The following is a 15,300-nucleotide window of genomic DNA, read 5'->3' on the forward strand; positions in this document are numbered from 1 at the left end:
ACAAGGGAGAATTTATGACAGATTTAATTGATGCCGTCAAGACGGGTGATGTTGCGGCTGTAGAAAGTGCGATCGAACAGCGTGCAGATATCAATGCCAAAGATGAGGAAGGCGCGACGGCTTTGACGACGGCGGCTGAGGCTGGCAATTCGGCGATCGTCAAAAAATTGCTCGCGGCTGGTGCGGATGTCAACAGTCACGACAATGACGGGTGGACGCCGTTAATGAGTGCCGCTGCTGCCGGACATACGGAGATTGTACAGCTTTTGCTGGAGGCGGGGGCGGATGTGAATGCTAAAACTAATTTTGGTTTGACGGCTTTGATGAGTGCAGCAGGTAGCGGGCGCACTCAAGTTGTGGAATTTTTAATCGATAAAGGAGCTGATATCAAAGCGTATGATAATAATACTTGGACTGCGTTAATTTGGGCCTCTTCGGAAGGCCACAAAGATGCGGTTGAGGTTTTGAAGCTAGCGCGCGATCGGCATTAAAGACTTAGCAACCGGGTTTATTCGATAAATCCGGTTTCTGGAGGGTACAATTAATTATTGTACTCCCCAGCAGCGATCAAGCAAATCCTGAATAGCTGCGAGATTTCTACCCAATTAAAGAAGTTGACAAACTAGATTCTGGACGTAATAAATTCAACTTTAGATTTCCGCCCCCTTCAATAACAGCAAGTGTGTCAAAGCTACTGGTTACTCCGTTAAAATCGGATAAGCTGTTAGTTTGGATAGCTAAATCTCGATTATTGTTGATGGGAAACACCAAGATATTATTGAAGGAACTCCTTGCAAGCTGAATGCTATCCTGACCTTGGGTAAAGTTCCGAATTGTAGCAAAACCCGGTCCAAGGTAGAAAGTTTTATATCCAATCACAAACACTCTACTGGTAAATACAGGCTGCGCTAACACGAATGTATCGGCGCCGGGTCCGCCAATCAGAGTATCGAATTCGTTGCTGCCGTCACTTCCAGACACTCCGGCGCCAAAGCCTGCAGAGCTTGTTACTCCAACTAATTCGACATTCCCCACTCCTATACCAGTGAGGGTGTCATTGCCGGAAGTTCCGATAAAAGTAGCAGTCCTGTTTGGCTCGTTTTTTCCGAAATTGAAGTAGTGTTCCCGACCAGTTGTCAAAGCTCCAGAGTAGACAAAAGGTCCAATATCACGGTTTCTATTTAAGTATACTGTTTCATAGAAAGAAGTACCATTACTGAAGCGGCCGAATTGAATGAAGTGCTGGTAGCCACTTTTAAAGTTATTCTCAATAAACGACCGCGAATCTCGGTTAGTTGCTACATAAAATGCTTCGTCATAATTTGGCGATACGCGCGATCGACCTTCTTCGTAACCGTATTGGATAAAGTGGTCTAGGCCCGTCGCAAAAGGTGCATTTGGGTTGTTGGGGGTGCGGACTAAGGCAGCGATATCTGGGTTGCCAGCGAGGTAAGTAGCTTCGTCAAAATACCGCGATATTTTTGTGAGGCCGGCGGCTTGACCGAACTTTTCAAAGTGTTCTCTTCCAGATTTGATAACTCCTGCATCAATAGCAGGTTTCACCCAAGGATATTGCGCCAGGTAGTACGGTTCGTCAAAAATGTCATAATTAGTCATAATTTTTGCTTTAAGCTTAGTCTGCTTACTTATCGGTTAAACTTGACCCACTATTACTAACTCTACTGCCTCAGTATGTCAAGTTAATTATGGTTAAGCCTTTTTTATTATTTTTAGGGCAAACACAAAAGTGCGATCGCACCGACTGCAGACCCATGCCAATCCCGAATAGCTGCGAGAATTCTATGCAATTAAAAGTGTCGCAAAAGGTAATTCTGGTAATAGATTTAATTTGAGATTTCCGCCACCTTCAATAACCGCGATCGTGCCAAATCTACTTGAATAAATGAAGTCCCGAACTGACCGTCTTTGATGCCGAATTCAATGAAATTCTGGTAGCCATTTTTAAAATTTTCATTCTGAATAAACGGCTGCAACTGTCGATTATTTGCGAGATAAAACCATTCGTCATACTCAGCAGATACGCGAGTGCGACATTCTTCGTAACCATATTGGATAAAGTGGTCTAGCCCGGTCGCCAAAAGTGCATTTGGGTTGTTGGGAGTGCGGACTAAGGCAGCGATGTCTGGGTTGCCAGCAAGATAAGTAGCTTCGTCAAAATACCGCGATACTTTAGTTAGACCGGCGGCTTCACCGAATTTTTGAAGTGTTCTAGTCCCGATGTGATAACTCCTGCATCAATGGCTGGTTTGACCCAAGGATATTGAGCAAGGTAGTATTTTTCGTCAAAAATTGCGTAGTTAGCCAGGTTTTTCTACTACGGTTTTAATTATTTTGATATTTAGAAACCTGGTTTCTGGATCGTACGATTAATTAATAAAGTTGCCAACTTTCTGTCATGGTACTGTTCGATACTGGCACGATGAATACGGTTTTCGGTATTTGACACCCAAAGCAAAAGCTGAGCCAGCAGAAGAACAACTCGATGGCTATTGACAGCAATTTGGCAACTGCTATAATCTGAGTTGAGTAGGGTGCGTTATTAACGCACCTACCATGTTAAGAGAGAAAGAGATAACCGAGGTTCCGGTTATTTAAGGAATAGGTAGAAAGTGCCGTCTCCCTGTGGCTGAATTGTAGAAAAAGATAAATTTTTCCCCTCAATAATACCAATTGTTTCATATCTTGGGCTGAGGATTATGAGCTCGTTAGCATCCCCCATTGTTGTGTAGATATCGGGACTTCCTGCCAACTGGATCTTGTCATTGTCTTTATCAAAGTTCCGAATTGTAACTATACCGAGAGGAGTCGTATAGAGTTGACGGGATGTGGGATTACCGGAGGTAGCAGGAACTCCGAGTACGAATGTATCCCTCCCAGGGCCGCCGATCAGGACATCAGATTCATCAAACCCAAAGCTTTCATACTGCCGATTGCCTTGGGGATCGATACCTACTTCCACTCCAATTAGTTCGGTATTCCCCACACCAACGCCAGTGAGGATGTCATCGCCGGAAGTTCCGACAAAAGTAGCGGATCGGTTTGGCTCGTTTTTCCCGAAATTGAAGTAGTGTTCCCGACCGGTCTTCAAGGCTCCAGAGTTGACAAATGGCACAATGTCGGGGTTTTCTTTTAAGTATTCCGGTTCAAAAAATGAAGTCCCAAAACGACCGTCTTTGAGTCCGAATCGAATGAAATGCTGGTAGCCTGATTTGAATGTTCCGTTCTGAACGAACGATTGCAACTCTGAGTTATTTGCCAAATAAAAATCTTCGTTGTACTCAGGCGATACGCGGGTGCGACCTTCTTCGTACCCAAACTGAATAAATTGGTCTAAACCAGACGCAAAAGGCGCGTTTGGATTGTTTGGGCTGCGAACAAAGGGAGCAATATCTGGATTTTGACCTAGATAGGTGTCTTCGTCAAAGTAACGCGATACTTTTGTGAGGCCGCCGGCTTGACCGAACTTTTCAAAGTGTTCTCTTCCAGATTTGAGAACTCCTGCATCAATAGCCGGTTTCACCCAAGGATATTGGGCAAGGTAGTATGGTTCGTCAAAAATTTCATAATTAGTCATAAGTTGTACTCTAAGCTTAGTCTGCTTACTTGTCGATTAAACTTGACCCACTATAAATAACTCTACGAACTCACTATGTCAAGTTAATTATTATTAAGCCTGTTTTATTATTTTTAGGGCAAACACAAAAGTACGATCGCCATTTTTGTGAATGTGCGATCGCACTCCCTAGCAGCAATTAGGCAAATCCCGAATAGCTGCGAAATTTCTATCCAATTAAAAGTGTCGCAAAAGGCGATTCTGGTAATAGATTCAACTTGAGATTTCCGCCACCTTCAATAACCGCGATCGTGTCAAAGCGACTAACTTGGGTAACTCCATTTTGAAAATCGGTGGGAAAGCCGTTCGTTTGGATAGCTAAATCTCGATTATTGTTGATGGGAACTATCAAAAATTGCTCTAAATCATACCCTGCGAGCTGGATGCTATCCTGACCTTGGGTAAAGTTCCGAATTGTCGCAAAACCAGACCCAATGTAGAACTGTGAGATTCCGGCCGGGTTCCCCTTACTGCCTACTAAAGGTGTACCAAGTACAAATGTATCGCGGCCGCTACCCCCAAGGAGAGTATCGAATTCATCGCTGCCGTCACCTTCATACACTCGACCGGAGCCAAAGCCATTACCTGTACCTAAACCTACTTCAGTTCCAATTAATTCAACTTTCCCCACCCCGGAACCAGTGATGATGTCATTCCCAGGAGTTCCGACAAAAGTTGCAGAGCGGCTAGGCTCGTTTTTGCCGAAATTTAAGTAGTGTTCGCGACCGGTTTTCAAGGCTCCAGATTCCACAAATGGCCGAATATCGGGGTTTCTTTCTAAGTATTCTGTTTCAAAAAATGAAGTCCCAAACTGACCGTCTTTGATGCCGAATTCAATGAAATGCTGGTAGCCGTTTTTAAAAGTTCCATTCTGAATAAACGGCTGCAACTGTCGGTTATTTGCGAGATAAAACGCTTCGTCATATTCAGGCGATACGCGAGTGCGACCTTCTTCGTAACCGTATTGGATAAAGTGGTCTAGGCCCGTCGCAAAAGGTGCATTTGGGTTGTTGGGGGTGCGGACTAAGGCAGCGATATCTGGGTTGCCAGCAAGGTAAGTAGCTTCGTCAAAATACCGCGATACTTTGGTTAAGCCGCCGGCTTGACCAAATTTTTCAAAGTGTTCTCTTCCAGATTTGATAACTCCTGCATCAATGGCTGGTTTCACCCAAGGATATTGAGCAAGGTAGTATTTTTCGTCAAAAATTGCGTAACTAGCCATGTTTTTCTACTGGGCATTTAATGAGCTGTTTATGCAATTTATCAATAATCCAGAATAGAGACAATTACCTGACCGGGTGATTTTACCCCACAGTAAAATCTCACTTAAGCTCTATGCTTTCTAGCCGAGGAAAGTGAGACCTACTGGAGGACTAAATGGATTTATCATCTCAATCGGTTGCAGAGTTAGACTTGATCCGCCCTGAATTCTGGCAAGTGTATCTCCCGATTTTTGAATTAATAAGTCCGCCCCTGATGGAAATATACTCAGTTCATTAAAGCTTTCCACCAACTGAATAAAATCTTTTCCTTTTTCAAAATTGACAATTCTGGCCTCCCCACTGCCGGTATAGAAATCTACCCGGCTGAGCAAACTACGTCGGTTGTTGGGAACAGCATCTCCGATCACGAAGTAATCAATGCCAGAAGTGCCAATCAATGTATCGAATTCAGTGGTAGTCAGGAAAGGCTCTCTCGTGATGTCATCCAATTTCAAAGCGTCATACTTATTCTTATTAATGCCAAAAGGTGGATTTTGGCCCGCGAAAGCTACTTGCATTCCGATAATTTGATTTTTTCCCGCTGTAAATCCCGTGACGATATCATTACCGTTGGTTCCTGTAAAAAATCCGTATCGATTTGACTCAAATTGCCCAAATTTTAGATAGTGTTCTCGACCAGTTTTTAAACTTCCCGCCTCCACAACTGCCGCCACATCTGGGTTATCTCCCAAGTAACGTGGTTCAAAGAAACTTGTCCCGTACCTACCTTCTGTTTTTCCGAATTGGATAAAGTGTTGAAAGCCGGATTTAAAAATTCCGTTCTGCACGAATGGAGTTATTTCCGGGTGGCGCTTTAAATAAAAAACTTCGTCGTAGTCAGGCGATACTCGCGTGCGGCCTTCTTCGTAACCAAACTGGATAAAGTGGTCTAAACCTGAAGCAAAGGGTCGGTTTTGGTTGTTGGCGGTGCGAACAAATGGTGCAATATCTTGATTTTGAGCTAGATATGTATCTTCGTCAAAATATCGCGATATTTTTGTGATGCCGGCGGCTTGACCAAATTTTTCAAAGTGTTCTCTTCCAGATTTGATGATTCCTGCATCAATGGCCGGTTTCAGCCACGGATATTGCGAAAGGTAGTATTGTTCGTCAAAAATTGCGTAGTTAGCCATGTTTTTCACTTCTCTTCGATTAGCGATCGCACCGACAGCATCCCAAAGAAAATTCTGAATAGATTCGATATTTCTACCCAAGCAAAGATCTAATAACACTAGATCCTGGTAATAGATTCAAATTGAGATTGCCGCCACCTTCAACAACAGCGATTGTGTCAAAGCGACTGGCTATGAAAACTCCATTTTCAACGACGGGAAAGCCATTCGTTTGGATAGCTAAATCTCGATTATTGTTGATTGAAAACACCAATAGTTGATCTAAGGGAATCCCTGTCTGGATGATATCCTGACCTTGAGTAAAGTTCCGAATTGTAGCAAAACCTGGGCCGATGTAGAACTGTCTGGATGAGAGGGTTCCTCCCCTGAAGCCAACAATGTCACCGAGCACGAATTTATCGCGGCCGCTACCGCCAGTGAGAGTATCGAATTCATTGCTGCCGTCACTTTCATAATTTCGGGGGCCGGGATAGATAACACCTACTTCAACTCCAATTAATTCGACCTTCCCTACCCCTATACCAATGAGGATGTCATTACCGGAAGTTCCGACAAAAGTTGCCTCGCGGCTTGGCTCGAATTGCCCAAACTTGAAGTAATGTTCCCGACCAGTTTTTAAGGTTCCAGAGCTGATAGCCTCAAACACATTGAATAAGTATCCCGGTTCAAAGAAAGATGTTCCAAAACGACCTTCTTTTACCCCGAATTGAATGAAATGCTGGTAGCCATTTTTAAAAGTTCCATTCTGAATAAACGGCTGCAAATCTCGGTTATTTGCGAGATAAAACGCTTCGTCATACTCAGGCGATACGCGAGTGCGACCCTCTTCGTAACCGTATTGGATAAAGTGGTCTAGTCCTGTCGCAAAAGGCGCATTTGGATTGTTGGGAGTGCGGACTAAGGGTGCGATATCTGGATTGCCTGCCAGGTAAGTATCTTCGTCAAAATACCGCGATATTTTTGTGAGACCAGCGGCTTGACCAAATTTTTCAAAGTGTTCTCTCCCGGATTTAATGATTCCTGCATCAATCGCTGGTTTGAGCCACGGATATTGCGAAAGGTAGTATTGTTCGTCGAAGATATCGTAATTCATCGTTGCTGTTTTAATAATGTAAAGTGCGATCGTACTTTTTTATAAAACCATCGCTCACCATCAATAAAAAATCATTAATCATCAGCCTGAGCTAATGACTAATGACCAATGACCAATGACCAATGACCAATGACTATCCAATTAAGAAAGTACCGTTACCGTTAGATTCTTGGAAAGTCAAACCCAAGTTTGCTCCTCCTTCAATCACGCCGAGCACATCTCCAAAACGCTGGATTGACAAATTGTTGCCAATGGGAACCAGATTGTAGCCGTTTAAAGAAGTTCCTTGCAGTTGGATAAAATCGTTTTCTATGTCGAAGTTGCGAATCGTAGCTTGACCGTTACCCAAATACAGCGGTGTTGGGGTGACATTCCCGGCTGTAGCAGGAACTCCGAGTACGAAGCTATCAGGTCCCGGGCCACCAATCAGGACATCGAACTCATTGGTGCCAAAACTTTCATACTGCCGGTTGCCCCTGGGATCGATACCTACTTCCACTCCAATCAGTTCGGTATTCCCCACACCAACACCAGTTAGAATATCGTTGCTTCGGCTACCAACAAAAGTTGCGTCGCGGCTTGGCTCGTTTTTCCCGAAATTGAAGTAGTGTTCCCGACCAGTTCTCAGGGCTCCCGAGTTGACAAACGGTACAATGTCGGGGTTTTCTCTTAAGTATTCCGGTTCAAAAAATGAAGTTCCAAAACGACCTTCTTTTGAGCCGAATTGAATGAAATGCTGGTAGCCTGATTTGAAAGGTGCATTGGGGCCGATAAACGATCGCAACTCGGAGTTATTTGCTAAATAAAAATCTTCGCTGTACTCTGGCGATACTGCGCTGCGGCGCTGTCCTTCTTCGTAACCGAACTGGATAAAGTGATCGAGGCCACTCGCAAAAGGTCCGTTTGGATTGACTGTGCGGACGAACGGTCTGAGGTCTGTGTTGACAGTAAGGTAAGCATTTTCGTCAAAATAACGCGATACTTTGGTTAGACCGCCTTCTCGCCCGAATTTTTCAAAGTGTTCTCTCCCAGATGAGATGACTCCTGCGTCAATGGCTGGTTTGACCCAAGGATATGAGGCGAGGTAGAATTGTTCGTCGAAAATTGCGTAGTTAGCCATGTTTTCCCCCTAAAGTTTTGATGAGTTTGAGAGTTTATAGCAATTAGCTTTCCATGAACTCGATCGCCAATCAGGAATTTACACAAAACAGACGTTATGAAAGGGTTTTAAATTCCTGGTAAAATGTCAATCTTGATGACGCATCAATTAGCCGAAGGCTACATTCTGCTTTCAGCAATTATGCCTTTTTCCCCTCAGTTAATTGAGCTATCGCAAGTTTGATCAATTCTACAAAACTTGAAACTTTTTTCAGGATTTCTTTCTCAATGGTTGGTTAATTTTTAATTATTTTTATCCAACCCATTAATCGTATACATAAAATATACATTTTGTCAAGTAAATATTTGTAAATAAAAATTGGAGTATTTGCTCAAGGAATTTATAAAAAAATGTAACGAAAATTTGACCTAAATTTGTCGAATTGTGTCATGTGCAGGCTCAAATCGCCTAATGGCAAGCGTTTTCTGGTAAAAATGCTTATGGGATAAAAAAATTCCCGATTCCCGAAAACAGCATCTTAAAGGAGCCTAACCGGATGTTCACTCACGTCAAGCCCACCATTCGCCACGTTGTGCCGGAAAACTTGCAGGGGCGATCGCTCATGAAGGTGGTCTATGTCGTACTGGAACCGCAGTATCAAAGCGCCCTGTCGGCAGCGGTTCGATCGATAAACAAGAAAAATCCGAATCTGGCAATAGAAATCAGTGGCTACCTGATCGAGGAACTCCGCAGCCCGGAAAATTACGAGGCCTTCAAGCGGGATGTGGCGGATGCCAATGTATTTATTGCTTCTCTAATTTTCATCGAAGATTTGGCAGAAAAAGTGGTAGCGGCGGTGGAACCGCTGCGCGACAGATTGGATGTCGCCGTCGTCTTCCCGTCGATGCCAGGGGTGATGCGACTCAATAAAATGGGCAGTTTCTCGATGGCACAATTGGGACAAAGCAAAAGTGCGATCGGCGAATTCATGAAAAAACGGAAGGAAAAATCCGGGAGTTCCTTCCAAGACGGAATGCTGAAACTGCTGCAAACTTTGCCAAAAGTGCTGAAATATTTGCCCATCGACAAAGCCCAAGATGCGCGCAACTTCATGCTGAGTTTTCAGTATTGGCTGGGCGGTTCCCAAGAAAACTTGGAAAACTTCTTGCTGATGCTGTCACATAAATATGTATTCAAAGGCCAGGAACAGCTAAGTTTTCAAGAGCCCGTTGTCTACCCGGATATGGGAATTTGGCATCCTTTGGCACCGTCCATGTTTGAGGATGTAAAAGGATATCTCACCTGGTACAACGCCCGCAAAGATATTTCGGCAGACCTCAAAGACCCCCTCGCACCTTGCATCGGCTTGGTGTTGCAGCGGACTCACTTAGTCACCGGAGATGACGCGCACTATGTAGCAATGGTGCAGGAATTGGAGGCAATGGGGGCGCGGGTAGTGCCGATTTTTGCCGGCGGTTTAGACTTCTCGAAACCAGTCGAAACTTTCTTCTTGGAAGTTGGAACCAAAGGTGTTGCGCCGCTGCCGATCGTTGATGCGGTGGTTTCTCTGACTGGTTTTGCGCTGGTGGGCGGCCCGGCGAAACAAGATCACCCGAAGGCGATCGAGACTTTGAAAAAGCTAAACTGCCCTTACATGGTGGCTTTGCCGCTGGTTTTCCAAACGACGGAAGAGTGGGAAAATAGCGATTTAGGCTTGCACCCGATTCAAGTTGCTTTGCAAATTGCCATTCCCGAGTTGGATGGCGCGATCGAACCAATTATTTTGTCGGGACGTGATGGCGCAACTGGCAAGGCGATCGCCCTACAAGACCGGATCGAAGCAATTTCCCAGCGCGCTATGAAGTGGGCAATGCTGCGCCGCAAACCAAAATTAGATAAAAAAGTTGCGATCACAGTTTTCAGTTTCCCGCCGGACAAAGGCAACGTCGGAACAGCCGCTTATTTAGACGTTTTCGGCTCGATTTACCAAGTATTGAAAGCCTTAAAAGGCAACGGTTACGACTTGCCAGAATTGCCGGATTCCGCCGAAAAACTGATGCAAGAAGTCATTCACGACGCAACAGCCCAATACCAAAGCCCGGAATTAAATGTTGCTTACCGGATGTCGGTAGCTGAATACGAAGAATTCACTCCTTACTCGGAACGCTTGCAAGAAAATTGGGGCCCGCCTCCGGGACATTTGAACAGCGACGGACAAAATTTGCTGATTTTCGGCAAACATTTCGGCAATGTGTTTATCGGAGTGCAACCTACTTTTGGATACGAAGGCGATCCGATGCGGTTGTTATTCTCTCGTTCCGCCAGCCCTCACCACGGTTTTGCTGCTTACTATACATATTTGGAGCGCATTTGGGGTGCGGATGCGGTGCTGCACTTTGGCACTCACGGTTCGCTAGAATTCATGCCCGGTAAGCAGATGGGAATGTCTGGGGAATGTTATCCCGACAGTTTGATCGGCAAAATTCCCAATATCTATTATTACGCCGCCAACAATCCCAGCGAGGCGACAATTGCTAAGCGCCGCAGTTATGCTGAAACAATCAGCTATCTGACTCCTCCGGCTGAAAATGCTGGTTTGTACAAAGGTTTGCAGGAACTCAGCGAGTTAATTGCTTCTTATCAAACTTTGAAAGAGACTGGGCGCGGTGTGCCGATTGTTGATGCGATCGTCGAAAAATGCCGTTTGGTGAATTTGGACAAGGATATCGCCCTACCTCCGGAACAAGAAAGAGGGGTTGCTGCGGGAATGACTGCGGAGGAACGCGACAATTTAGTTGGCTTGGTTTACCGCAAGTTGATGGAAATTGAGTCGCGGTTGTTACCTTGCGGTTTGCACGTTATCGGTAAGCCGCCGACTGCGGAAGAGGCGATCGCAACTTTGGTGAATATCGCCAATTTAGACCGCGAAGAAGACGGGCTGATCAGCTTGCCGCGGATTATTGCTAACAGTCTCGGACGCGATATCGGCGAAATTTACAGTAACAGCGACAAAGGCATTTTAACTGATGTCGAATTGCTGCAAAACATCACCTTGGCCTGTCGGGATGCCGTTGGCGCTTTGGTTAAGGAACAAACCGACGCTGAGGGTAGAGTTTCCCTTGTTTCTAAGTTGAATTTCTTCAACATGGGCAAGAAAACACCTTGGCTTGAAGCTTTGCACGCCGCCGGTTACAAAAAAATCGATCCTGAACCGATTAAACCGCTGTTTGAGTATCTGGAATTCTGCTTGCAGCAAGTTTGTGCCGACAACGAATTAGGCGCTTTGTTGCGCGCGTTAGAAGGCGAGTATGTTCTGCCCGGGCCCGGTGGCGATCCGATTCGCAACCCGGATGTTTTGCCGACGGGCAAGAATATGCACGCTTTGGACCCGCAGTCAATCCCTACAACGGGGGCGGTTAAGTCTGCTAAGCTTGTAGTCGATCGGCTATTAGAAAGACAGCGCGTTGATAACGGCGGAAATTACCCAGAAACGATCGCCGTTGTGTTGTGGGGAACCGACAACATCAAGACTTACGGCGAATCCCTCGCCCAAGTAATGTGGATGGTGGGAGTGAAGCCAGTTCCCGACGCATTGGGCCGGGTAAACAAACTCGAATTGCTTTCTTTAGAAGAGTTGGGACGCCCTCGGATCGACGTAGTAATTAACTGTTCCGGCGTATTCCGCGACTTGTTCATCAACCAAATGAATTTGTTAGATAAAGCCGTGAAAATGGCAGCGGAAGCCGACGAACCGTTAGAGATGAACTTCGTCCGCAAACACGCCCTGAAGCAAGCGGAAGAAATGGGAATCAACCTGCGGCAAGCAGCAACCCGGGTATTTTCCAATGCCTCTGGTTCCTATTCATCTAACATCAACTTAGCGGTGGAAAACAGCACTTGGGAAAGCGAAGCCGAGTTGCAGGAAATGTACTTAACTCGCAAATCCTTCGCCTTTTCTTCCGACAATCCGGGAACAATGGAACAAGACAGGCAGATTTTTGAATCATCCTTGAAAACTGCGGAAGTCACCTTCCAAAACTTGGATTCTGCCGAGATTTCCCTAACCGACGTGTCGCACTATTTCGACTCCGATCCGACTAAATTGATCGGCAGTTTGCGCGCAGATGGGAAGAAACCGACATCCTTTGTTGCTGATACAACGACAGCCAACGCGCAGGTGCGGACGCTATCAGAAACCGTGCGTTTAGATTCGCGGACTAAGCTGCTGAATCCGAAGTGGTACGAAGGGATGTTGTCGCACGGCTATGAAGGTGTGCGGGAGATTTCTAAGCGTCTGGTGAATACAACTGGATGGAGTGCGACGGCGGGCGCTGTGGATAATTGGGTGTATGAGGATGTCAACACTACGTTTATCCAAGATGAGGAGATGCAGAAGCGTTTGCTTAACTTAAATCCTCATTCTTTCCGCAAGATTGTCAGCACTTTGCTTGAGGTGAATGGCCGCGGTTATTGGGAGACTTCGGAGAACAATTTGGATCGTCTTCGTGAACTTTATCAGGAGGTGGAAGACCGGATTGAGGGGGTAGAATAGTTCTAAGATTTATGGGGCTGGCAGAAATGTCAGCCTCAACAACTTTTGTAACTAACTGTCTATCTTAGGACTTAGGGAATGTACACAGGTTTTGGATACGGTCAAGGGCGATCGATCTAATTAAATTAGATCCATTTATAATAGGGTTAAAGTTCTCGTGGAGTATTTACAATGGTTCAAACCATAACATACAGTAAAGAAGAGCTTGCAGGTTCTCACCTGGTTTTACAGGATATCAGTTGGGAAACCTACGAACAGTTGTTAGAAATATTTGCGGAACGTTCAACGCCGCGCATGACTTACTATCAGGGAACTTTAGAACTCATGGTACCTTTACCAGAACATGAGAGGTATAGCTGGACTCTCGGTCGGCTAATCGCAGCACTTTCTGAGGAACTTGGGATTGAAATTATCGGATTAAAATCATCTACTTGGCGTTCGGAACCCAAAAAAGCTGGAAAAGAAGCTGATGAATGTTTTTATATCCAAAATGAAGCATTAATGCGGGGTAAATTAACAATTGATCTCAAGAAAGACCCACCACCAGACTTAGCTGTAGAAATGGATTTGACTAGCTCATCTATCAATAAAATGGCAGTTTATGCGGAACTTAAAGTGCCGGAAGTTTGGATTTGGAAGAAAGGAAAACTAATAATTAACATTTTAACTGATGCGGGTTATGTCGAGTCCGAAACCAGTTTGGCATTTGCCTCCTTTCCTGTCAAAGAAATAGCACAGTTTATGCACCTAGACTCAGAAAAGGGAGAGAATGCGAGAATTAGAGAGTTTCGGGAATGGGTACGATCGCACTTAAATTAATTCGGGGTTTGTTACCCGCTTTATGAAATACGATCGAATTTATTCTATCGAATAAAGACGGCGGTTGAAACCGCGTCTACACAAACAAAGTCCGCCTGCGCGGACTAAGAATAGTGAGTTTTCACATACTGTTTCATCACAGGATTCAAAATAAATAAAGTTATCTTTTCCTTTTCTATTGCTTCCAATAAAAACCGATTTCCAAGAGCTCGCACTGCATTGACTATTTCTGACGGCGAAAACGGTATTTTGTTGAAACACTCCGACATAGCAACGGGTTCAGGTTGATTAGCCAGGTGAACCATCAGTGCCAATTCTGCCGGAGTCAAACGCCCAAAAGGTTGAGATAACTGAGATTGCAACCCTTCATCTAAAATCGGCATCTCGCACTGCAAAAACTCAGAAACTCTCCCCCCAAACAACTCTTGAATCAGCGTTGCAGTGAACTCCAACCACAGAGGATTGCCTTGATAAATATCAATCAAAGTTGACCATGTTTCTTCATCCGATAACTTTTGTGAGTTCAAAATCTCTTTAGCTGCTTCTCCTAAACTTCCCAATACAAAACATCGCACGGGATGATACTCTTTTGATAATCTGGCAATTTCTCTGGGTTTTTCCCAACTATTCAATATCAAACAACTTTGATGACAAACTTCGGCAATTAGTTTAAAAAATAACTGATAATCTTCATATCCAGTTTTATATTGTCCCGCTAGTTGCCCGCTGCTAAAAAGCATTTGCACGTCATCTAGGACAATCAGACATCGGTATTTTCGCAGGTAATCGAGGATTTGGGAAATTTTGGTTTCGATGTTTTGGGGAATTTCGGATGGTTGGGAAAAGATTTGCAGCAGGTTGGTGAGGGTTGCGTCTAGGGTTGGGGAAAAGCGGAGGCTGCGATAGATGACGTAATCGAATTGGGTTTTGATGCGATCGATCAGGCTTAGGGAGAGGGTTGTTTTGCCGATGCCGCTGATTCCCAGGAGTGCGATGAGGCGAGTGTGTTCCTGTGTTATCCAGTTTTCGAGGGTGGAGAGTTCAGAAGTGCGATCGAAAAACGTGAATATTTCCGGTGCGTCGCCTAAGTCTATGTGGAGTTGTTTAGGAGTTTGTTGGGGGTTTTGGGGTTCTGTTGGACTTCTCGCCCTTTCTTGACAAACATTAAGGTTATTATTAACTGTTCCATAATTTTCAGCAATAGCTGATGAATAACTATTATAAAATTTTGCTCTTTCCAGTATTGCTCTAACATTTACTTTACTAACTTCTTCGCCGAAGACATCTGATAATATCTTCCATAATTCAGAAGCAGCCACCCTAACATAACCCTCACTACAATCACGGTCTTGCGCTATTTTTGTTGCATATTTTCGACCTTGGAGCACTTCTTTTAAAATAGCTTCTTGCAGGTCGTCTAAGTGCTTCCCTGTTGTGGAAAAAACTTTTTCATCTGCAAATCTTAAGACTTCGTTAAGCTCCATAGATCGCGTCAGGGGTAATTTTTAGTTATTATAACTTATTTTTTATAACTTTTTAGATAACAAAATATAACATTTTCTAAAGTGAGTGGGTGGGCGATGGGGAAATGGGGTCGTTGTATGATTTTTTGAGTAGAAGTTGATTGCACTGAGGGCGATCGTGCTATATCAGGGCTTGTCGATATTTCTGGAATTTGCGGGGTGTCTGGAGTAATTCCCGACATTAC

Annotated in this window: 10 protein-coding genes and 1 pseudogene; 3 read left to right on the forward strand and 8 right to left on the reverse strand. The window is 44.6% G+C overall.

All coding sequences use genetic code 11. From position 1 onward, the window contains the following. Positions 1 to 14 precede the first annotated feature (14 nt). Positions 15 to 491 carry an ankyrin repeat domain-containing protein gene (locus tag NDI35_RS08040; RefSeq protein WP_445312266.1) on the forward strand — a complete coding sequence of 159 codons (477 nt, stop codon included), beginning with the start codon at positions 15 to 17 and terminating at the stop codon, positions 489 to 491. Between the two features lie 106 nt (positions 492 to 597). Here the strand turns inward: NDI35_RS08040 and NDI35_RS08045 are convergent, their stop codons facing one another. The 7 genes and pseudogenes from NDI35_RS08045 to NDI35_RS08075 all read right to left on the reverse strand — a co-directional run bounded on the left by NDI35_RS08045 (position 598) and on the right by NDI35_RS08075 (position 8,242). Continuing rightward, positions 598 to 1,617: a calcium-binding protein gene (locus tag NDI35_RS08045; protein WP_445312267.1), complete on the reverse strand. Its 1,020-nt coding sequence runs from the start codon at positions 1,615 to 1,617 to the stop codon at positions 598 to 600. Between the two features lie 278 nt (positions 1,618 to 1,895). Further along, a pseudogene (locus NDI35_RS08050) lies at positions 1,896 to 2,326 on the reverse strand (calcium-binding protein); the annotation flags it as partial. A gap of 282 nt (positions 2,327 to 2,608) precedes the next feature. After that, positions 2,609 to 3,595 (reverse strand): calcium-binding protein, encoded by a 987-nt coding sequence (locus NDI35_RS08055; RefSeq protein ID WP_445312268.1) that lies wholly within the window; start codon positions 3,593 to 3,595, stop codon positions 2,609 to 2,611. Between the two features lie 208 nt (positions 3,596 to 3,803). Further along, the gene (locus NDI35_RS08060) at positions 3,804 to 4,856 is read right to left on the reverse strand and encodes a calcium-binding protein (protein WP_445312269.1); all 1,053 of its coding nucleotides are present in this window, start codon (positions 4,854 to 4,856) and stop codon (positions 3,804 to 3,806) included. 120 nt (positions 4,857 to 4,976) lie between these two features. Then, positions 4,977 to 6,029 carry a calcium-binding protein gene (locus NDI35_RS08065; protein WP_445312270.1) on the reverse strand — a complete coding sequence of 351 codons (1,053 nt, stop codon included), beginning with the start codon at positions 6,027 to 6,029 and terminating at the stop codon, positions 4,977 to 4,979. A gap of 73 nt (positions 6,030 to 6,102) precedes the next feature. Then, positions 6,103 to 7,122, reverse strand: a complete 1,020-nt coding sequence (locus NDI35_RS08070; protein WP_445312271.1) for a calcium-binding protein — start codon at positions 7,120 to 7,122, stop codon at positions 6,103 to 6,105. A gap of 133 nt (positions 7,123 to 7,255) precedes the next feature. Then, positions 7,256 to 8,242: a calcium-binding protein gene (locus NDI35_RS08075; RefSeq protein ID WP_445312272.1), complete on the reverse strand. Its 987-nt coding sequence runs from the start codon at positions 8,240 to 8,242 to the stop codon at positions 7,256 to 7,258. 535 nt (positions 8,243 to 8,777) lie between these two features. Here NDI35_RS08075 and NDI35_RS08080 point away from each other — a divergent pair. Together NDI35_RS08080 and NDI35_RS08085 are read left to right on the forward strand one after the other, a co-directional pair. Continuing rightward, positions 8,778 to 12,773, forward strand: a complete 3,996-nt coding sequence (locus NDI35_RS08080; RefSeq protein WP_445312273.1) for a magnesium chelatase subunit H — start codon at positions 8,778 to 8,780, stop codon at positions 12,771 to 12,773. Between the two features lie 171 nt (positions 12,774 to 12,944). Beyond that, positions 12,945 to 13,592 carry a Uma2 family endonuclease gene (locus NDI35_RS08085; RefSeq protein WP_445312274.1) on the forward strand — a complete coding sequence of 216 codons (648 nt, stop codon included), beginning with the start codon at positions 12,945 to 12,947 and terminating at the stop codon, positions 13,590 to 13,592. 104 nt (positions 13,593 to 13,696) lie between these two features. Here NDI35_RS08085 and NDI35_RS08090 read toward each other — a convergent pair whose 3' ends face one another. Next, positions 13,697 to 15,076, reverse strand: a complete 1,380-nt coding sequence (locus tag NDI35_RS08090) for a helix-turn-helix domain-containing protein (protein ID WP_445312275.1) — start codon at positions 15,074 to 15,076, stop codon at positions 13,697 to 13,699. Positions 15,077 to 15,300 lie beyond the last annotated feature (224 nt).

Origin of the sequence: Microcoleus vaginatus FACHB-2002 (genome assembly GCF_040004035.1) — a bacterium.
Classification (GTDB): domain Bacteria; phylum Cyanobacteriota; class Cyanobacteriia; order Cyanobacteriales; family Microcoleaceae; genus Microcoleus; species Microcoleus vaginatus_C.